Source organism: Streptomyces sp. NPDC059567, from assembly GCF_042735655.1.
In the GTDB taxonomy this organism is placed as follows: Bacteria; Actinomycetota; Actinomycetes; order Streptomycetales; family Streptomycetaceae; genus Streptomyces.
This window is the reverse complement of the sequence record NZ_JBHWBS010000020.1, coordinates 48,269-70,892: the sequence shown is the minus strand read 5'-3', so window position 1 is coordinate 70,892 and position 22,624 is coordinate 48,269. Positions and strand designations below refer to the sequence as shown.

Annotated in this window: 5 protein-coding genes; all 5 read left to right on the top strand. The window is 70.1% G+C overall.

Features of this window, described 5'->3' with window-relative positions; translation table 11 throughout:
* Positions 1 to 184 precede the first annotated feature (184 nt).
* Positions 185 to 8,194 (top strand): ricin-type beta-trefoil lectin domain protein, encoded by an 8,010-nt coding sequence (locus ACFVZW_RS12565; RefSeq protein ID WP_384520204.1) that lies wholly within the window; start codon positions 185 to 187, stop codon positions 8,192 to 8,194.
* Positions 8,191 to 8,427 carry a DUF2283 domain-containing protein gene (locus tag ACFVZW_RS12560; RefSeq protein ID WP_384520177.1) on the top strand — a complete coding sequence of 79 codons (237 nt, stop codon included), beginning with the start codon at positions 8,191 to 8,193 and terminating at the stop codon, positions 8,425 to 8,427. The genes ACFVZW_RS12565 and ACFVZW_RS12560 overlap by 4 nt, the downstream gene beginning before the upstream one ends.
* A 908-nt stretch (positions 8,428 to 9,335) precedes the next feature.
* Entirely contained in the window at positions 9,336 to 10,577 is a 1,242-nt protein-coding gene (locus tag ACFVZW_RS12555; RefSeq protein WP_384520176.1) for an NAD(P)/FAD-dependent oxidoreductase, read from the top strand.
* A gap of 375 nt (positions 10,578 to 10,952) precedes the next feature.
* On the top strand, positions 10,953 to 12,275 hold the full coding sequence (locus ACFVZW_RS12550) for an SRPBCC family protein (RefSeq protein ID WP_384520174.1): 1,323 nt from the start codon (positions 10,953 to 10,955) through the stop codon (positions 12,273 to 12,275).
* A gap of 2 nt (positions 12,276 to 12,277) precedes the next feature.
* A complete protein-coding gene (locus tag ACFVZW_RS12545; RefSeq protein ID WP_384520172.1) occupies positions 12,278 to 22,615 on the top strand; it encodes an amino acid adenylation domain-containing protein in 10,338 nt (3,445 codons plus the stop codon).
* The last annotated feature ends 9 nt before the right edge of the window (positions 22,616 to 22,624 follow it).

Below are 22,624 nucleotides of genomic sequence, written 5' to 3'. Positions count from 1 at the left end.
TGTGCCCTGTGGTGTTTTCGCACCTCGTCCGTTGTCTGAATTGCCAGGGTGGGAGTCGGCGCGTATGCGTGCTTCAGGTCCGCTGTCATGGCTGGGGCGAGGACGCCCAGCCCTGACAGAGTCACAACGAAGGCGCCGGCGGCGAAGCCGCACGGCGATCGTCCTTTTGTTGTCCTCGACATTGATGGTGACCAGCCTGGGCGGCCAGGCGCTGGCCGTGCCCGGCCCCGGCATGAACCGCGAGGAGGACGTCGCCAAGGTCGAGCTGCCGGACCTGCCGGAGGCAACCGACGTCGCGGGCAACGATGCCGCCGAAAAGACGCTGTCCCTGGCACCGGAGAACCCGGTCACCCTCTACACGCCCACCAACACCGCGGCGTGGGCCTCCGGCACCGGCAGCGTCCCGATCGCGGCGACCGACGCCCCCGGCACCATGAAGCCGGTCCAGGCCGGCACGGCCACCCTGCCGGTCGCCATCGGCGTCCCCGAGGGCGGCGATCCCGCCGCCCTCGCCGGTGACTGGACCGTGGGCGTGGCTCCGCAGACGACCTCGCAGAGCGCGGGCGTCTCCGGCATCGTCATGAAGCTCACGCCTCCGGCCACGGTCGACCCGAACGCCGAAGTGGCGGTCGACATCGACTACACCGGCTTCCGCGACATGTACGGACCGGCGGCCGCCGACCGCTTCGGTCTGGTGCTGCTGCCCGAGTGCGTCTACTCCACCCCCACCGAGGGCGACTGCGCCGCCGGCGGCGGCATGACCACGATGTCCGGCTCCGATGGGGACAAGGACGTCAAGGACGGAAAGAAGAACTTCCAGCGGCTGCGCAGCACGGTGAAGACCGTGCCGGCCAAGGACGCGCCCACCCGGGCCACCGCGGCCAAGAACGCCAAGACCCGCCAGGTCCTCAGCGGCACGGTTCCGGTCTCCAGCCTCGTCGGCGAGGGCTTCGTCCCCGCCAAGGCCACGAAGGCGTCCTTCCGGGACGGGGTCCAGCCCGCGGTCTCCGCGAGCAGCGGCAACGCCCTGGGCGGCCTCGACACCGGCTCCTCGGTGCAGGGCGACTTCACGGCCTCCCCGCTGCTGTCCTCCGGTTCCTGGTCGTCCGGTTCGTCCTCGGGCGCCTTCACCTACGGGTACCAGGTGCAGGTCCCGGAGACCGCCGGCGGTCTGATGCCGAAGATCGCGCTGTCGTACTCCTCGCAGTCCGTCGACGGCCGCACCTCGTCGAGCAACAACCAGGCATCCTGGATCGGCGACGGCTGGGACTACAACGCGGGCTCCATCACCCGCACGTACGCCAACTGCCGCCAGGACTCGAAGAAGCCGGGCTCCAACAACTCCACGCACCGCACCGCGGACCTGTGCTGGGGCTCGGACAACGCCACCCTCTCCCTCGGCGGCATGACCACCGAGCTGGTGTGGGACGAGACCAAGAGCCAGTGGTTCACCGCCAACGGCGACGGCTCCAAGGTCGAGCGGATCACCAATACGGACCGCGGCAACGGCGCCCGGTTCAACGAGTACTGGGTCGTCACCACCAAGGACGGCACCAAGTACCACTTCGGCATGAACAAGCTGCCGGGCTGGTCCGACAAGGGCACCGCCGAGAAGACCGACGACGACCCGACGACGGACTCCGTCCTCACCGCCCCCGTATACGGCAACCACAGCGGCGAGGACTGCTACAAGGGCCCGACGACCACCGACTGGACCAACTCCTTCTGCACCCAGGCCTGGCGCTGGGGCCTCGACTACGTCGAGGACGTCCACGGCAACGCCATGTCGCTGTGGTGGAAGAAGGACGAGCAGAACTACTACGCCCGGAACTTCAACTTCAAGGCGCCGGTCGCCTACGACCGTGACGGCTGGCTCGACCACATCCACTACGGCCAGCGCAAGGACAACATCTTCACCGCGACGGCCGCGGCCCGGGTCAGCTTCTCGGTGGCGGAGCGCTGCTACACGGTCGAGGACGTCACCTGCTCCAACGCCAACTACATCTCCAAGGACCCGCGCAACTACCGGCCCTGGTTCGACACCCCCGTCGACCTGCGCTGTGAGGCCGAGAAGCCCTGCTGGAACGCCGGCCCGTCCTTCTGGACCCGCAAGCGTCTCGACAAGATCACGACCTCGGCCCAGCGGCGCACCGACACGACCGCCCGCCAGGTCGTCGACGAGTACGCCCTGAAGCAGAGCTTCGCCAAGCTGCGGACCGGCCCGAACACCGCCCTGTGGCTGGAGTCCATCCAGCGCACGGGCTACGCCCGCAAGGGCACCACCGACGCGAGCGTCCAGCTCAACACGGTGAAGTTCGAGCCCCACGCCGAGGACATGCCGAACCGGGTCGTGGAGTACAACCCGCAGCGGCCCGGCTTCTCGCGGCTGCGCATCGGACGCGTCGTCAACGAGTACGGCGGCGAGACCATCGTCACGTACAAGCCGGCCGCCGGCGACTGCGCCACCGGCGACCTGCCCCGGATCGCCCAGCAGACCGGGGAGACCCGCGCGCAGGCCATCGCCCGACTGCAGCCCACGCTGAAGGCGAACAACCGCCTCTGCTACCCGTCGTTCTGGAACCCGGACTCCGAGTTCGAGGACATCGACTGGTTCCACAAGTACGTCGTGGACACCGTCGAGGAGCTGCCGAACATCGACGGCAGCTTCCCCACCAGGACGGAGTACCAGTACAAGAACCCGGCCTGGAAGCTCGCCGAGGCCGAGTTCACCAAGAAGTCCCAGCGCACCTACTCGCAGTTCGCCGGCGTCGAGCAGACCACGGTCCTCACGGGTCCGGTCGTCGAAGACACCGCGGACGCCCCCGGCCAGCGCTCCAAGGCCGTCACGCGCTTCTTCCGCGGCCTCGGCGACACCGTGTCCGTCAAGGACATCGCCGGTGTCGAGATCGCCAAGGACGAGGAGCCGTTCGCCGGCCGGATCGCCGAGGAGCTCACCTACGCCGATTCCACCAAGGCGGACGCCGAGTGGCTGAGCCGCAGCACCACCAAGCCCGCGGCCACCGAACTCGCCAAGCGCAACCGCGACGACGGCCTGAGCCCGCTGCGGGCGTGGCGGGTCACGGAGCCCGACGAGATCGCGTACACCCGGTCGTCCGGCACCAACACCGACGACCCGCGCACGCTGCGCACGGTGAAGACGACGACGACGTACGAGTCGACGTACGGTCTGCCGACGCTGGTGGAGTCGCTGGGCGACACCGGGAAGACCGGTGACGAGTCCTGCACCAAGCCCGAGTACGTCCACCAGACCGCGAAGAACCTGATCGGTCTGAGCAAGCAGGTCCTGATCTCGCCGACGACCTGTGCGAACGCCGACTGGGCCGACCTCGGCTCGCTGGCCAGTGCGACGCGCACTGCCTACGACGGCGCGGCGTACGGCGCGGCTCTTGCCGCCGACACCCGCGGTCTGGCGACGGAGAGCTGGTCCCTCAACGGCGCTGGAACCGGCTTCCAGACCGACGGCACGCGTGCCTTCGACGCCATCGGTCGGGTGGTCAAGCAGACCGACGCGGACCAGCTGACCAAGCCGACCCCGAAGTCCTCCACGATCAGCTACGAGCCCATCGGTCCGGCCACGGGCCAGGTCTTCAAGGTCACCACGACCAACGTGCTCGGTCACAGCCAGATCATGGAGCTGGAGCCGGGCCGTTCCACCACGGTCAAGACCACGGACACCAACGGGCACGTGAGCGAGGCACTGTACGACCCGCTCGGCCGGCTCGCCGAGGCATGGGCCCCGGGCCGCACCGCCGGCTCGGGTGTGCCGGACTTCCGGGCGGTCTACACGATCCCCCAGGAGACGACCGACCCGACCGACCCCAAGCTCAAGATCCGCAAGCCTCCGTACGTCACCACCTACTCGCGTGGCTACGAGGACCGGATCGAGACCTCCGTCACCCTCTACGACGGCCTCGGCCGCGAGCGGCAGACGCAGGAGGAGGCCGACAACGAGTCCGGCTGGCTGATCACCGACACGATGTACAACAACTCCGGTGAGGTCTACCAGACCAACAACGCCTACCTGACCCAGGACGCGACGCCGGGCGAGCTGTTCAGCCCGCTGTCCGACACCGCGATTCCGAACATCACGCGTTACACGTACGACGGACTCGGTCGCGTGACCGAGGAAATGCCGTACATGAAGTGGATCGACCCGGACACCACGGAGTCCTACTCCAAGGCGTACCCGGACCGGGCCGTCCGTTACGAGTACGGCGAGGACTGGTCGAAGGTCATCCAGCCGCAGGGCGACTCGTCCTACCGGGTCTGGACCGACGCGACCGGCCGCACGGTCCGCACGGACACCTTCAACCCGGCTGCCCCGGGCGGATTCACGTCGACCCGCTACGGCTACGACGCGAAGGGGCAGGTCGAGAACGCGGTCGCCTCGGCCGACCCGACGCACCCGTGGTCCTGGACCTACGACCATCGCGGCCGGGCGCTGACCGTCACCGATCCGGACGCCGGCACCACGCGCAACACCTACGACAACCGTGACCGCCCCCTGACGGTCACCAACGGCCGTGGCATCAAGGTCTGGAACGGCTACGACGAGCTGTCGCGCCCCAAGGAGCAGCGACTGGAGAGCTCCACGGGCAAGGTCCTGGCCGGCTTCACGTACGACAGCGCCCCGGGCGGCAAGGGCATGCCCGCCACCGCCACCCGCTACACCGACGACCTGGCGTACACGCAGAAGGTCAACGGCTACACACGGGACTACGAGCCGACCTCGACCACACTGTCCCTGCCGCAGTCGATCGCCGACACCTGGGGTCTGCTGAAGGACTACACGTACGACTACAAGTACTCCGACAACGGCATGCTGGACGAGTTCACCGTTCCCTCGGTGGGCAGGTTCGCGAGCGAGAGGATGGTCGTCCGCTACAACAAGGACGGCAAGCCGCTCTCGGTCTCGGGCAAGGACTGGTACGGCTCCGAGATCACCTACGACGCGTACGGCCAGGTGCTCCGCTCCACGCTCGGTGCCCAGCCGTACCGCGTGTGGACGCAGAACTCGTTCGACGAGTCCAGCGGTGAGCTCACCGAGCAGTCGGTCTACCGCGAGAAGGGCGGGCCCAACGACGCCACCGCGGACAGGAGCGTCGTCGCCGGCAACCTCGTGTCCAACCGGGCGTACACCTACGACCCCGCCGGCAACGTCACCTCGGTCCAGGAGAAGTCCACCGGGATCGAGGAGCGCCAGTGCTTCTCCTACGACCCGATCGGGCAGCTGAAGTCCGCCTGGACCTCCAAGGACCCGGCGACGAAGGGCTGCACCACTCCGAAGAGCGCCGACGGCACGCTCAACGTCGCCGCCGGAGCGGACACTTCGGGCTACTGGCAGGAGTACGAGTACGACCTTCTCGGCAACCGCACCAAGCTGACCGAGAGGGACCTCGGCGGCGACACCAACAAGGACGCCACCACCACGTACGAGTACGGGGTGGGCGCCGCCAAGAGCCAGCCGCACACGCTGACCAAGGTGTCGAAGACCTACACCACCCCCGCGGGTGCACAGGTCAAGGCAGAGGCCACGCGTCTGTACGAGCTGACCGGCGAGACGCAGTCGATCACCTCGATCGAGAACGGTGACAAGCAGGATCTGACCTGGACCTATGACGGGCGGATCGATCGGATCACCGGTGCGGGCACCGGCGGCAAGACCCCGTACGTGGGCCTGGCCGACAAGTGCCTGGACCTGAAGTCCGGAGCGGGGGCCGCCGGCCAGCCGATCCAGCTCTACGGCTGCAACGCCTCGGTGGCGCAGAACCTCAAGTTCACGCCGACTCCGAAGCCTGTCAACGGGACGCAGAACGACCCCAATCGGGGCACGCTGTCGGTCTACGGCACCTGGTGCCTCCAGCCCACCTCCAACGCGGCCGGGTCGGCGGTTCAGATCCAGAAGTGCGGCACCACCGCCGCGCAGGTGACCGCCCAGGAGTGGCGACGCAACGCGAACGGACAGCTCGTCCACGTCGATTCGACCCTGTGCCTGGCGGTTCAGGGCGCGAACTCGGCCAGCGGCACGCCGATCGTCCTGGCAGCCTGTGACGGCACGTCGTCCGCACAGCTGTGGTCGCCGCAGAACGACACCCGTCACATCTACGGTCCCGGCGGTGTGCGTCTGCTGACGGTCAAGGGCAAGCAGGCCACGCTGCACCTGCCCGAGGCCGAGGTGACCGTCCAGCAGGGCGGCGTCCTGGTCAACACCCAGCGCACCTACTCCGTCCCGGGCGGTGCGGTCATGCGCTACGCCTACGGCACCGGCTCGGAGACCCTGGTCGCCCAGACCGGAGACCATCAGGGCAGCGCGTACGCGGAGGTCGCCCTCTACGGCGGCATGTCGGTGCGCATCCGCAAGCAGGACCCGTTCGGCAACGAGCGCGGCACCTTCGGTGCCAACATGCAGAACCACAAGGGGTTCCTGGGCCAGACCAGGGACGACGCCTCCGGCTTCCAGCCGCTGGGCGCCCGTCTGTACGACCCGGTTGTCGGACGCTTCCTGTCCGCCGACCCGGTGCTCGACCTGAACGACCCGCTGCAGTCCAACGGGTATGCCTACGCACACAACAACCCGGTCACGTACTCCGACCCGACCGGTCTCGCGATCAGCCTGACCGCCTCGGAGAAGGCAGCAGCGCTCGCCGGCGCGGGTCTGTCCGCGGCGCAGGTCGCGCAGGCGCAGGCGACCATGGGCAAGTCCCTCACCTCGGTGATTCTGGCCGTGGCGTGGGAGACGCTGAAGGACTTCATCGGCATCAACGACGCCATGGCCTGCTTCGGCGGCGACATGTGGTCCTGCGTCAGCATCGTGGTCGACGCCGTCCCCTGGATGAAGCTCGGCAAGATCCCGTCCCTCATCAAGGCAGTCAACCGCACGATCGACGCCATCCAGGCGTTCAAGGCCGCCAAGCGGGCCGCGGAGGCGGTGCTCAAGGCCGCCAAGGCAGCCGAAGCGGCAGCTTTGAGGGCCAAGAAGGCCGCCATCGAGAAGGCCAAGAAGGAGGCCGCGCAGAGAGCCAAGAAGAAGGCCGCCGAAGCAGCCAAGAGAAAGGCCGACGCGGCGGCCGCCGCGAAGCGGAAGACGGGTAACCCGACACACAAGCAGGCCCAGGCCAAGGCGGCGCCCAAGTCCTCTTCCCACCCGGCGTCCGGCAAGGGCGGCGGAAGCAAGGGTTCCGGCGGTGGCGGCGGCAAGTCCGGCGGCTCCTCCCGCAGCAACGGAGGCACCAGCGGAGGCGGCAGTTCCGGCAAGGCCGGAGGTGGCGGCGGCTGCAACAGCTTCGTGCCCGGCACGAAGGTGCTGATGGCCGACGGTTCCACCAAGGCGATCGAGCAGGTGAAGATCGGCGACAAGGTCGTCGCGACCGACCCGAAGACCGGGGAGACCCGTGTCGAGACGGTCACGGCCGAGATCAAGGGCCAGGGCCTCAAGCACCTGGTGAGGATCACGATCGATGTCGACGGCAAGGCCGGAGCGAAGACCGCACAGGTCACCGCGACCGACGGCCACCCGATCTGGGTCCCCGAGCTCGACGACTGGATCGAGGCCACCGACCTGAAGTCCGGCCAGTGGCTCCAGAGCAGTGCCGGCACCCGTGTCCAGGTGACCGCGGTCCAGCGCTGGACCGCGCAGGACGCCACCGTCCACAACCTGACCGTCTCCGACCTCCACACCTACTACGTGGCGGTCGAGGACACGTCGGCCCTGGTGCACAACTGCAACGGCTGGTTGGACGACCATGCCGATTCGTGCCGATGCGACGGCAGCGGCAGTGATCCGAACGCGGTCCTCGAAGGCCAGGGAGCCGCGGACGACGCCTGGGACGCACACGAGTCCGCCCAGCGGGCCTCGGACGACGCCGCCGACGCCGCCGATGACGCGGTCGAGGCCGCGGAGGAACTCGACGGCACCACGAAACACCTCATCGACCGCCTGAGGGATCGAGAGCTATCGGCGGAGACCGCGCGCGCGGTGCTCGCGCAGACTCCGTTCTCGTACTACCACGAAGGCCAGTACAAGCTCGGCTACTACGACCCGAAGTCCAAGGTGTTCGTCGCCAAGACCATCGATGGCAACATCAATACGGTGATGGTCAATGTCCAGCCGGACTATGTCGAGCGACTCAGAGCGGCAGGACCCGGAGGAGGAGGAGGTGGGCGTCGCCGATGACGGATCTGCGAGTCACCTACGACGGGCAGGCCAATGCGGCATACGTGTACTTCGTCGACCCGCAGACACGTCCGCGTGTGGCGCACATGTACCCGTGCGATCCGATCGAGGTCGACGGCATGATCAACCTCGACTTCGACAAGGACGGACGCCTCGTGGGCATCGAGGTGCTGGCGGCTGACACGAAGCTTCCCCAGTACCTGATCGATGCGGCGGACCGCCTGGACGAGTAACGAGGTCGGGTATCCATGAGGAGCCCCCGCCCGGCAATTGCCGGGCGGGGGCTCCTTCGCGTCCTGCCCGCCCGGGCCGGTCCCATCGCTGGAGCACACAGAGCGTCATGCCCTGCTGGTCCGCCCGCTATCGATGAGGGGACAGGTAGCCGACGTCCTTCGCGTCACCGGGTGAACCGGGCTCCGTTGGAGGGACCTTCAGCAGCCGAGCCGGTCGGTGATGACGGCCGGCACCTGCCGCAGATCGGGTGACATGCGGGCCTGCAGGCCGATCTCGGCGATCCCGGCCGCGAATCCCGGACGGTCGGGAAGGCCTGGTGGACGCGATGGGTGGCCTGGGTGCCCGCGGGACAGGCGGTGACGGTGTGCACCCGTGACAGCGGGGAGCCGCTGACGTGGACGTCGCGGGTCGGCTTCCGCGGGCTCCGTCCGTGGCGTGGGGCGGGTTCGCCGATGCCGGTCGGCGTGCCTGAGCGGTGTGGGCGGTGGGGTGTGAGTGGAGTGAGAGGCGGCAGTGGCCGGGGTGTTCTCGTGGTGGGGATCATGAAACGCGTGACCTGGTGAATTATCCAAGGCGTGCCCATGTCAGGCCGTTATTTAGTTCAGAACAAAATAACCTCCCTTTGCCAGAAGGGCTGAATCCCTTGTACCGGCTGGCCGGATTCGGATGACTGTCCGATTGTGACGTACAGCACAAGTACCGCCTGCTCCAAGGGGGCGAACTGGGGCATGTCGTACGTCATTCGGGCGGAATGAATCATTCGCGTGGCGAGATGTCGATGCCGGTGCATTGCCCCACCATTACCCATGCTTGACCTTCATCTGTCGATTTCCATAGCCTCCGAATCGTGCTCGTGCCGCTGACCAACGGTGCGTCGGTACCTCAAACCAAATTGACGGGGGCTCGTATGTACGACGTCATTGTTGTGGGTGGACGCTGCGCCGGATCGCCGGTCGCGATGCTGCTGGCGCGACAGGGACACCGAGTCCTCGTGGTGGACCGGGCCTCATTCCCCAGCGACACGGTGTCGACCCACTACATCCACCAGGCGGGGTTGCTGAAGCTCCAGGAGTGGGGCCTGCTCGACGAGATCATCGCGGCCAAGACCCCGGCGCTCCGGAAGATGAACTACTCCTACCGGGGCATAGAACTCAACGGGTTCGCCGACCCTGTGGACGGCATCGACGCCGTCTACTGCCCCCGCCGTACCGTGCTGGACGAGATCCTCGTCAACGCCTCCCGCCGCGCCGGCGTCGAGGTGATCGAAGGGTTCACCGTCTCCGACCTCGTCCTCACCGACGGCCGGGTGGCGGGCATCCGAGGGCGCGAAGGGGACGGACCGGAGCGGGAGTTCCGTGCCACCGTCGTCATCGGCGCCGACGGCTTCCACTCCACGGTCGCCAAGAAGGTCGGCGCCGAGCTGTACAACGTGCGCCCCGCCGCGGGCTTCATCTACTACTCGTACTACAGCGGTCTCGACTGGGGCCTGCACCACAAGACCGGCTTCAACGAGAAGTGGTTCGGCACCTGGCCGACGAACGACGGCGTGAGCATGCTCGCCGTCATCTGTACCAAGCGCCAGCTCAAGGAGTTCCGCCAGGACGTCGAGGCCGGATTCCAGGGCGTGTTCGACGACGTCTCGCCGGAGATGGGCGCGCAGCTGCGCGATCAGGGCAGGCGCGAAGAGGCCTTCAAGCCCATGCGCTACCCGGACAACTACTACCGCCGCGCCTACGGCCCCGGTTGGGCCCTGGTCGGCGACGCCGGCTACCACAAGGACCCGTACACCGGCTGGGGCATCACCGACGCCTTCCTGCACGGTGAACTGCTCGCCGAGCGCGTCCACCAGGGCCTGGCCGGCGAGCGGCCGATGGACGAGGCGCTGGCCGAGTACAACAAGCTGCGCGACGAGGAGAGCGCGGGTGTCTACGACTTCACGACGACGCTCGGCGAACTCACCGAACTCCCGCCGTTCTTCGAGGCGACGATGTCCGCGATGAGCGCGACCCAGGAGTGGACCAACAAGATGCTCGGCCTGATCGGCGGAGTCGTACCGGACTACGAGGTCTACGCGCCGGACGCCCTGGAGCGTCTCTACGACGACGCGGGCGTGCCGGAGGAGAAGCGGATCTACGACCCGGCCGGATGACCGCCGGCGGTTCGCCGCACCTGCCCCGACCAGGGGCACACCATGCCAAGCGCCGTGCGTCGAGGTGCCGTCACCGGCCCTCACGCCGGTGCTTCGCGCACCCCTCACACAGAGAGCCCCGCGTGCTCCGGTGAGTCCTTTCCGAGTTCCCTTCGAAGCCGATCGGCTCGCCCGTCCGTATGCCGACGGCAGCCGCCCGCCCGTCGGCCAGGCCACCGCGCCTCACCCGGGCCGGCCCGGCACCACTTCTCCGCCCTTACTCATCGTGCAGTCCCGCCACTGCCGGGGCTCGGTGCGGCCTACTCGCAGGCCCCGACGCCATCGGCATTCCCGCACTGCATTCCATGCGCTTGACCCTCTGAGGGAGACCAGCAGATGACGCGTGCGTCCAGCATGTTCGATCTCATCAGCAACCAGGACGATGAAAGGCCCTACTTCGAGACGGGCGGCATCGGCAGGTCGCACGAGTTCTACACCGGTGAGGAGCAGTACCGCCGGGAGATGTCCCGCATCTACGGTCGACGCTGGCTCCCGGTGGACCACGTCTCCCGGTTGAAGGACAAGGGCGCCTACACCACGCTGAACATCGGCACCGGATCCGTCCTGATCATCCACGGGGACGACGGCATCCAGGCGTACCACAACTACTGCCGGCACCGGGGCTACAAGCTCGTGGAAGAGGCCACCGGCAAGCGGCAGAGCCTGGTCTGCCTCTACCACTGCTGGGTGTACGACCGGAACGGCAAGCTCAAGAGCCTCAACGGCACCTACTTCGACCACTTCTTCGAGAAGGAGAAGAACGGACTGCTGCCGGTGCGGACCGAGGTCCGCTTCGGGGTCGTCTTCATCGCCCTGTCCGACGACGCCCCGGATCTCGACGCCTCGCTGGGCGAGTTCGGTGAGTTCGCGCGCGTCTACGAGCTCGCCGAACTGGAGTGCGTCGAGGCGAAGGACTATCCGGTCGCCTCGAACTGGAAGCTCGTCGCGCACAACGTCAACGAGAGCCTGCACTTCCCGACGGCCCACAAGGACCTGCACCGCATCACCGACTTCGACGACGCGGGCACCTACGACCTCAAGGGCGACATCGTCGGGGCGTGGCAGTCGATCCGCAACGGCTACAACTCGGTCTCCATGACCGGGCGCAGCGGCCGTACGCCGATGGAACTGGTCCCCGAGGCGGACCGGCAGAAGATCAACTGGATCACGATCCTGCCCAATCTGCTCTTCGGGTTCACCGCCGACTACGTGATGATGCAGTGGGTCTGGCCCGAGAGTCCCGGCACCTGCTTCGTCCGCCACTTCTGGCTCTTCCACCCCTCCGAGACCGCCAAAAGCGACTTCTCGCACGAGGCCGTGTTCGCGCTGTGGGACAAGGCGAACTACGAGGACTGGGAGATGTGCGAGCGGACGCACCGCGGCTTGTCGAACCCGCTCTGGACGCCCGGGCAGCTCTCGCTCGACGAGGAGGTCGTCTCGCAGATCGACTCCTGGGTCGCCACCGAGACGGCGGAGGGTCCGGACACCGCGTCGGAGCCCGCCGCGGCCGCCAAGGCCGGCTCGGACACCGAGGACACCGCTGCGGATGCCAAGGGCAGCGCGAGCGCAGTGGACGCCAAGGCCGGCGCGGATGCCAAGGGCAGCGCTGACGCCAAGGACGGCGCGGACGTCTCCGAGACCGGGAAGGCCACGGGGTGAGCATGGCAGCCAACTGCTTCATCATCGGCGGCACCCGGGTCCTGACCCAGTGCGCCGCACAGCTCCTCGACGCCGGCGTGCGGATCGAAGGGGTCTTCAGCGACGACCCGGCCGTGACGGCCTGGGCGGGCGTGCACGCGATCCCCGTGCTCGACCCGCGAGGCGACCTGTCGGCGACGCTCTCGGCGCAGCCGTTCGACTACCTGTTCAGCATGGTCAACTTCCGGATCCTGCCCGCCGAGATCCTCGACCTGCCGACAACGGCCGCGATCAACTTCCACGACGGGCCGCTGCCCCGCTACTCCGGTAGCCACGTCCCCGCCTGGGCGCTGTACGAGGGCGCGTCCCGGCACGCGGCGACCTGGCACCGGATGACGGAGGCCGTGGACGCCGGCGGCGTGCTGCTGGAGCGCTGGTTCCCGGTCCGCGACCACTCCACCGCCCTGTCCCTGACGTACGAGACGGCCGAGGTGGGCATCGAGCTCTTCGCCGATCTCGTACCGCACGTGGTGGCGCGAACCCTGCCCGAGCCGATCGACACGAGCGACCGCGAGCGGCGGTTCTACCGACGGTCCGCGCGGATGGCGTCCGGCGGCCTCATCCACGCCGGCACCTCCGCCGTCGAGGCCGTACGGCTCTCCAAGGCCCTGGACTACGGCTCCTTCCCGAACCCGCTCGGGGTGCCGACCCTCGTCACCGAACAGGGCGCGGTCTTCACGCGGCAGGTCAGGCTGATCCCGCGCGAGGACCCGCGGACCGAGACCACCGTGCTGTCGGTGACCACCTCGGCCATCACCCTGTCCGCCCCGGACGCCGACCTCGTGCTGAGCGACTGCACCGCCGTCGACGGGAGCGCGCTCAGCGGCCAGGCCGCCGCACAGCGGCTCGGCATCGCCCCCGGTTCGCCGCTGCCCGCCGTCTCGGCGGAGCGGCTCGCGGACATCGCCGCCGCCCAGAAGGCGCTGCGGGCCCACGAACCGTGGTGGCGCGCACGGCTGGAGGGGCTGCGTCCCGCCCCGCTCCCGGCCGACGACTTCTCCGCCGCCGCGGCCCACTACGGCCGATACGAGCTGGCCCTCACCCCCGGCTCGCGGGAGGAGGCCGTCGCGGTCGTCCGCGCCTTCCTCGCCGTCGTGGCCGAGCGCACCGGCGAGCGGACCTTCGACTTCGCCTGGTCGCCGCCGGCCGCACGGGTCCTCGCGGAGCAGACCCATGGCATCGCCGCCGCGCGATTCCCCGTACGGTTCGACGGCGACACCTCCCGGTCCCTGCAGGTCAAGCTGGACGAGGCGGCCGCCCGCCAGGGCTACGCCAGCGACCTCGAACTCCGGCTCGGCCTGGCCGGTCGCCCGCTCGGCTCCGACGAGCCGAGCTTCACCCGCGTCATGGTGCTGGACCGCAGCGCCGGGGAAGAGGCCTCCGCCGAACCGCACACCGAGATCGCGCTGCTGTGCCTGAGGGACGGCCCGCCCACGGTCTTCGTGCGCGAGACCGCGATGGGCGAGGACGAGGCGCTGGAGTTCACCGAGCAGGTCGAGGACCTGGTGCTGACGGCCCTGCTCCACGGCGAGGAGCCCCAGCCTCAGCCCCATCCGGAGTCCCACGCCGAGCCCCAGACCGAGCCCCAGGCCGAGCCCCACGCCGACTCCGGCACTGCGACCCGGCCCGAGGGACGGTCCCCGGAGCCGCTCGCCGCGCAGCCGGACGACTCCGCCGCCCCGGCCGGGACGGTCCTGGACCTGTTCGCGGCCACGGTGGCCGACCGGCCGCGCGCCACCGCTGTCCGCAGCGGTACCCGCACGCTGGACTTCGCCGGCCTCGACGCCTGGGCGGACGCCATCGCCGCCCGCCTGCACGACCAGGGCATCGAGTCCGGTTCGGTGGTCGGCGTACTGATGGAGCGGGAACTCCCGCTGCTCCCGGCCATGCTCGGCATCCTGCGGGCCGGGGCCGCCTTCCTGCCCCTGGACCCGGGATACCCCGTGGAGCGGCTGCAGCGGTACGTGGAGGTCTCGCAGTGCGACCTGATCGTCACCGACGCCCGTACGCATGCCCTGGGCGCCTCGCTCGGCCCCGCGTGGACCGTGTCCGAGCCGGACGGCTCGGCGCAGGCCGTGCCGCCCCAGGTCACCGCCTCCGACCTGGCCTATGTCCTCTTCACCAGCGGATCGACCGGCAACCCCAAGGGCGTGGAGGTCGAGCACGGGGCGCTCGCCAACTTCCTCACCGGGATCGGTGAACGCCTGGGCGTCTCGCCCGACGACACCGTGCTCGCACACACCACCGTGGCCTTCGACATCTCCCTGCTGGAGCTGTTCCTCGGGCCTGCGGTCGGCGCGACGGTGCTCCTGGCCTCCCGTGAGACCGCGGCCGACCCTTCCCGACTGGCCGAGCTCACCTCCGATGTGACCGTGGCCCAGGCGACGCCGAGCCTATGGCGCCTGCTGCTCGGCACCGGCTGGACTCCGCACCCGGAGCTCACCGTGCTCTCCGGCGGCGAGGCGCTGCCGCCGGCCACCGCCGAGCGTCTGCACGGACCGGCCCGTGCCCTGTGGAACCTGTACGGCCCCACCGAGGCGACGATCTGGGCCTCCTGCCACGAGGTCACATCGGTGGGTTCCTTCCTGCCGCTGGGTGAACCCCTGCCGAACATGGAACTCCACGTCCTGGACGGGCAGTTGGAGCCTTGCGCGGCCGGAGCGACCGGCGAGCTGTACCTCTCCGGCACCGGGCTCGCCCGGGGCTACGCCGGCCGGCCGGATCTCACCAAGGACGTCTTCGTCGTCCACCCGGTGACCGGTGTGCGGCTCTACCGGACCGGTGACGAGGTGCGTCTGCACGCGGACGGCGCGATCGAGTGGCTCGGGCGCGGCGACGCCCAGGTGAAGGTGCGCGGCAATCGTATCGAGCCCGCGGAGATCGAGCGGGTGCTGGAGAGGTTCGAGGGCGTCACCGCCGCCGTGGTCGTCGCGGCGCGGTTCGAGGGGCGCGGCGAACCGCGGCTGACCGCCTACCTGGTGGGCGACGGTACGCCGACCAAGTCCCGGCTCGACGCGTTCGTCGGCAGCTCCCTGCCCGGCTACATGGTGCCCGACGCCTATGTCGACCTGGACGCCCTGCCGCTGACCGACAACGGCAAGGTGGCACGCGCCAAGCTGCCGCTGCCGACGAGGGACACCATCCTTCCCTCGGCCCCCGGGGCCACCGCGAAGCCGTCGGAGCCGACGGAGGCCGCGACGCCGTCGGAGTCCGCGACGCCGTCGGAGTCCGCGGAGGCGACGGAGTCGTTGGCGTACGCGAAGCCGTTTGAGACCGCGGATTCCGTGGAGTCCGTGCAGCCCCCGCAGTCTGCGGTGACCGGTGTGACGGCGGAGGCACTGGCGGCGTCGATCGCGCGGGTGTTCGCGGCCACGCTGGACCACCCCGGCTTCGACGTGCACGCCAACTTCTTCGACCTGGGCGGCGATTCCGTCAACGTCACGTTCGCCGCCGTACAGCTCGGCCGGGAGCTGGGCGTGACCGTCACGGCCCCGTCGATCTTCGCCTCCGGTACGCCGGTGAAGCTGGCCCGGCTGCTGGGCGCGGAGGGTGTCGTACGGCTGCTCGACCCGGAGGCCGACGAAGCCGGGACCGTACGGGAGTCGGCCCGTCCCGAGTCCGTGGCGACCGCATCCGCGGCAGCGACGCCCGCGGCAGCGACGCCCGCGGAGCCCGCGCCGACGCAGCCCGCGCCCGCGGAGCCCGCCCGGCCCGCCGACGACGGCGCTCTGGCCGTCATCGGCATGGCCTGCCGGTTCCCCGGCGCCACCACGCCGGACGAGTTCTGGCAGAACCTCGTCGGCGGGGTGTCCAGCGTCGGGCATGCCCCGGACGGCAAGCGCGGCTGGGCCCACCTGTGGTCCGACGCCGGCGCCGACGATGTGCCGATGGCCTGGGTGGACGGAGTCGAGTACTTCGACGCCGCCCGCTTCGGACTGACCGACCGCGAGGCCCGCCGCATGGACCCGCTGCAGCGGACCCTGCTCAGCGTGACGGCCGAGGCCCTGGAGAGCTGCGGCCACGACCACACGTCCCTCGGCGCGGCCACCGGCGTGTTCATCGGCGCCATCGCGAGCGACTTCCCGGAGATCGTGGCGCGCAGCATCGGATACCGCGACCCGCACGTGGCGACGGGCACGGCCGCCTCCATGGTCGCCAACCGGCTGTCGCACGTCTTCGACTGGTCCGGGCCGAGCTTCGCCGTAGACACGGCCTGCTCGTCCTCGCTCGTCGCCCTGCACCAAGCGGCCATGCACCTGCGGGCGGGCGACGTGGACGCCGCCGTCGTCGGCGCCGCGAACCTCGTCCTCACCCCGACCAAGACACGCTCCTTCGCCCGCAACGGGATGCTGTCCCCGCAGGGCATGTGCCGCACCTTCGACGACGCCGCCGACGGTTACGTACGAGGAGAGGGCACCGGTGCCGTCATCCTCAAGCGGCTCGCCGACGCCGAGCGCGACGGCGACCCCGTCCTCGCCGTGATCCGAGGCACTGCCGTCAACCACACGGGCGGCAGCGCCGGCTTCCTCACGGCGCCCAGCAGGCCGGCCCAGGAAGCCGTCCTGCGCAAGGCGCTCGCCGGCTCCGGGCGGACCGCGGCCGACATCGGCTACATCGAGGCGCACGGCACCGGCACGCAGCTGGGCGACCTCATCGAACTCGAAGCCCTGCACGCGGTCCTGGGCGAGCCGGCCGACCGGAAGCCGGTCGCGGTGGGTTCGGTCAAGACCAACATCGGACATCTGGAGCCCGCCGCGGGCATCGCCGGACTGATCAAGACGATCCTGGCGCTGCAAGCGGCACACATCCCGCCGTCGTTGAACTTCAGCACCCCGAACAAGTCCTTCGACTTCGACGGTTCGCCCCTGTTCGTGGCCGACCGGCTGCTGCCGTGGGGCAGCGGCCCGCGCGTCGCGGGCATCAGCAGCTTCGGCTTCGGCGGCGCGAACGCCCACGCGGTGGTCGAGGCGGGACCCGTCGGCGCACCCGACGGTACGGAGCCCGGCCCGCGGCTGCTGATCCTCTCCGCGGGATCGGACGAGGCGCTGCGCACCCTGGCCCACCGGCTCGTGCTGATGCTGCGCTCCGCGTACTGCCCGTCCCTGGACGAGCTGAGCGAGGCCAGCCGCCGCCGGCCCGCCGCGGCACACCGACTGGCCTGCGTGGCGGACAGCGTCGAGCAGCTGGAGGACAAGCTGCAGTTGTTCCTGGCCGGGGTCGCGGACATTCGCTCCCTCCATGTGGGGGTGGCATCCGAGACCGGTGCCACGGAGCCGGTCGGCGCAGGAGCGAGCCGGGAGGCTCTCGCCGAGGCGGCCCGCGCGTTCGTCGCCGGCGCGGCCCTGCCCGCCGGGAAGCGGCGCCGGGCGGGCGTACGGTTCCCCACCGCTCCGCATGCGGAGAAGTACCTCTGGCTGGAACCCGCCGAGCAGCCGAACGAGCCCGTACGCGACGGTGCGTCCGGCCGGACGAAGAGCACATGGACCGAGCACCCGGAGGCGGCGGAGCACCTGGTGCTCGGCAGGCCGACCTTGCCGGGTGCCGGGTATCCCAACAAGGTCGCCGAGTTCATCGGCCAGGAACGGTTCGGACTGCGGGACCTCACCTTCCGGGCGGCCGTCGAGGCCCCCACGACGCTCACGGCCGAACGCGACGACACCACGGTCTCCTTCCGCGACGGCACCGGCGCCCTCGTCTGCAACGCCGAGGTGACCGGGCCCGAGCAGGCGACGCTCGCTGCGCCGGCCACCGCCGACGGCCTCACCGCCGTCGCCCTCGACGCGATGTACGACGCGTTCGAACGCGCCGGACTCCGCTACGGCGCGGGCTTCCGGACCGTGTCCACGCTGTCCGTGGGGCCCGGGCAGGCGACGGGTGTGCTGCGCGGCGACGGGCGGACCACCGGCGCGGTGGATGCCCGACTCCTCGACGGGGCCTTCCAGATCGCGCTCGCCGCATGCGGAGCGCAGGGCTTGTACGTGCCGTTCACCATCGAGCGGCTCACCGTCCTCGGCCGGCTTCCCGACACCGCCCGCGTGTACGCCCGGAGAGACCGGGACACCGGGCCGGACTCCGGTCTGCTGACCGCGAGCCTGGTGATCCTCGACGGCGACGAACCCGTGCTGGAAGCCCGCGGGATCACCTGGAAGCGGCTCTCCCCGGCGCCCTCGTCGGAGGCCGCGGGAGGCGACACGCGGAACGGCCACCGTTCCGCGCCTTCGTCGCCGACGCCGGCATCGACGCCGCCGCGATCGACCCAGGCATCGACCCCGGCGCACGTGTCCAACGGTCACCGTCCGATGCCGGCCCCCGGCCGCCCGTCGGCCGGAGCCCTCGACGCGGCGCTGGCCCAATGGGTGGCAGCCGCCCTGGAGTTGGACGCCGACGAGCTGGAGACGGACCGACCGCTGCAGGAGCAGGGGCTCGACTCGATGCTCGCGGTCTCACTGGCCCAGGACATCCGGGCCAAGCTGGACGTGGACATACCCGTGACGCTGGTCCTGGAGGTCGGCACGGTCGATCGCCTGGCCGCCGAGCTGAGGGACGAGTACGGCGTCACCGCGGCGCCCGCCGACGAGGGCTCTGCGGAGGCGGGCGGTGCGCCGCAGGTCGCCGTGGACGAGGAGCGCGGCGAGTCGATGCCGGCTCGGGCTGTGGACGTGGACCAGGTGCCGGTTCGGGCGACGGACGCAGTCCCTGCCCCGAACCCGGTCTCGGTCTCGGTCCCGGTCCCGGTCCCGGTCCAGGCCCGGGCGCAGGTCCCGGCCCAGGCGCAGGCGGTCGAGCCGTCTGTCCCCCCGGTGCGCGATGAGGCGGATCTGCACGACGTCGCCATCATCGGCTTCGACGGGGTGTTCCCGAACGCCGGGAACACCGAGGAGCTGTGGCGGGTCCTGCTGGAGGGCGTGGACTGCCTGAGCGAAGTGCCCGCATCCCGCTGGGACATCGACTCGTACTACGGCACGGAGGGCAAGCCCGGAACCGTCTACCTCAGGCGTGCCGGCTTCGTCGAAGGACTGACCGACTTCGACGCCGGGTTCTTCCGGCTGTCGCCCGCAGAGGCGGAGTGGATCGACCCCCAGCAGCGCCATCTCGTCCAGTCCGCCTGGCGCGCCCTGGAGGACGCCGGACTGGCGGGGGAGACCCAGCGTTCCACCGGTGTGTTCGTGGGCGCCAGTTACCAGCACTACCGCGACATGGTCGTCGGCGACGTCGTACAGACGGCGGCGGGCCTGGGCAACCACAACGCGATCCTGGCCAACAGGGTGAGCTACTTCCTGGATCTGCACGGGCCGAGCATGACGATCGACACGTTGTGTTCGTCGTCGTTGGTCGCCCTGCACACGGCGGTGCGGAGCATCCGCGACGGCGAGTGCGAGCAGGCCATCGTCGCCGGAGTGCACCTGGCGATGTCACCGCAGTACTTCCAGCTCGGCGCACGACTCCGGTCGTTCTCTCCCACCAATGCCCTGCGGCCGTTTGATGCGGGTGCGGATGGGTTTGTGCCGGGGGAGGGTGTGGTGACGGTGGTGGTGAAGCCGTTGGGTGCTGCGTTGCGTGATGGTGATCGGGTGCGGGGTGTGATTCGGGGGAGTGCGGTCAATCACGGTGGTCGTACGAGTGGGTTGACGGTGCCGAGTAGTGCTGCGCAGCAGGAGGTGATTGCCGCTGCGTTGGGTGATGCGGGTGTGTCGGTGGAGTCGATTGGGTTGGTGGAGGCTCATGGGACGGGGACGTCTTTGGGTGATCCGATTGAGGTTGAGGGTCTGACGCGTGCGTGGCGTGGGTTTACGGATCGGTCGCAGTTTTGTGCGCTTGGTTCGTTGAAGGGGAATGTCGGTCATTTGGAGCCGGCGGCTGGGTTGGCGGGGCTGGTGAAGGTTCTGTTGGCGATGGAGCGGGGGGTGGTTCCGCCGTCGTTGCATGTGGTGCGGCCGAATGATCACATTCGTTTCGAGGAGACGCCGTTCTATCTGGCTGATCGTGCGGTGGTGTGGCCGAGGGGTGTGGAGCCGCGACGGGCTGCGGTGTCCGCGTTCGGTATGGGTGGGGTGAACGCCCATGTGATCGTGGAGGAACCGCCGGCTGTATCGGTGCGTGGGGTGTCCGCGCAGGACTCGCATGTGGTGCGGGTGAGTGCGGCGGACGAGACCGCACTGCGTGCCCTCGCCGGCACCTACGCCGCGCGGTTCGAGGCAGCAGGGAACGACTGGGAGACCGCCGACCTCTGCCATACCGCCAACACGGGCCGCTCCCCGCTGGAGTTCCAGACCGCGGTGCACGGGCGCACTGCCGCCGACGTCGCCGCCCAGCTGCGCTCCGTCGCCGCCGGCAGTGTGCCGGTGGCCCGCGTCGACATCGACCTGACCGCCGAAGAGGCGGCGAGCCGTACCGCGTCGAACGCCGCCACGCCCCGGCCCGCCGACGTGGTGGAGCTGGTCAGGGCGGGGTACGCGCACATCGACTGGGACTCGCTCTCCGCCAAGGGCGCCCGCGTCACGGACCTCCCCACCTATCCGTTCGCGCGTGGGTCGTACTGGCACACCACCGACCCCGCGCCCGAGCCGCGCCCGGCACCGGCCGATGGTGGCGAGGCGGTACGCATCGAGTGGCGTGCCCGGGAACTGGCGCCCGCGCCCGCGGCGGGCCCGGCCACGGTACGTCTGGTCGCCGCCGACCCGGAGATCGGACATGCGCTGACGACGGCCCTCCGGGACCGGGGCGTGACCGTCGTCGAGCCCGGTCGGCAGGCGGACGCGACCATCGTGATCGACGCCCCGACCGGTCAGCACGGCCAGGGCGGCGGCAGGCCCCTCGACCTGAGCGGGTTCTGGGGCGAGTTGGGCGGCGTGCTGCAGGCGCTGCCCGGGCACGGGAAGCTGCTCTGGGCCGGATTCCACGACGCGGCCGTGAACCCCGACGAGCGCGACGGCCTGTCTCCCGAGCGGGCCGCCATGGCCATGGCCGTACGGGCCGCCGGGGCCGAGAGCCGCAAGGCCACCGCGGTCGTCCACCTGGACCCGGCCGACCCGGCCGAGGCGCAGGCTGTCCGCCTGGCGGCCGAGTTCGCCGCCCTGAGTTCCGGTCCGGCTGCCGGGGCCGACGCCGGCACGGTGGTCGCCGCCTACCGGCGAGGCGTCAGGTACACCCCGGAACAGGTGTCCGCGCCTGCCGGCCCGCCATACGCCCTGCCGACCTCCGGGTACTACCTGGTGACCGGAGGACTGGGCGCCGTAGGACTGCGTCTGACCGAGCGGCTGATCGACCGGGGAGCCAAGCGCATCGGCATCATCGGCCGGTCGGTCGTCGATGCCGAGCGTTCCGCGCCCCTGCGGGAGCTGGCGAGGCGCGCCGAAGTCGAGTACCTGGCCTGCGACGTGTCCGACCCGGCGGCGCTCGCCGCCGTGGCCGGGCAGTTCGGCCGCCGTTGGGGTCGGCTGGTCGGCGTCGTGCACTCCTCCGGCGGGGTCAACCCGTTCGGGGCGATGCACCGGCGGACGTGGAGCGACGCCGAGAAGGTGCTCGCCCCCAAGGTCCCCGGCTCGCTGAACGTCGTACGGCTGGCCAAGGAGCAGGGCGCCGACTTCGCCGTCCTGGTGTCCTCGATCGCCGGCGCACAGGCACTGGCCGGCCGGGGCCTGGTCGACTACAGCCTCGCCAACGCCTACCAACTGGCCCTCGCCGAGCGGGAGAACGACTCCGTCACCACGGTGACCGCGCATGCGTGGCCCAACTGGACGGGCATCGGCATGAAGGCGGACGCGTCCTTCTCCGCCGCCTACTCGGTCGGCGCCGAGCAGGCACTGGACGCTTTCTTCGACCATCTGCGGTCGGGCGGCGCCGTGATCTTCCCCGGAAGCGCTCCCGCCACTCCGCCGGAGGCCGCCGAGTCCGTCGAGCCTTCGCCGCCGACGGCGAAGGCCGAGCCCCAGGTGCTTCCCGCACCGGCGCCCGCCGGGCAGGACGTCGCGGGGATGCGCGCAAGGGTCCGGGACGCCTTCGTCCAGGTGCTCGGGGAGGACCCGGGAGACCGTCCGCTCCAGCGGCTGGGGCTGGACTCCCTCGTGATCGCCGAGCTGACCACGGCCCTTGAGCAGCACAGCGGCCTGACCGTCGATCCCTCGCTGCTGATGCGGGCACGCACGGCCGACGAGATCGCGGCGGACCTCGCCGTCCATGAGGCGCCCGCCTCGCATCGACCGGCCACCACCGACCACGCGGACGCGCCCACCTCCGCTCTGAGCGCCCTGCTGCGTCCTCTGCTCGACCAGGACCGACGGCGGGGACGGGAGCAGGGATGACCGGAGAGT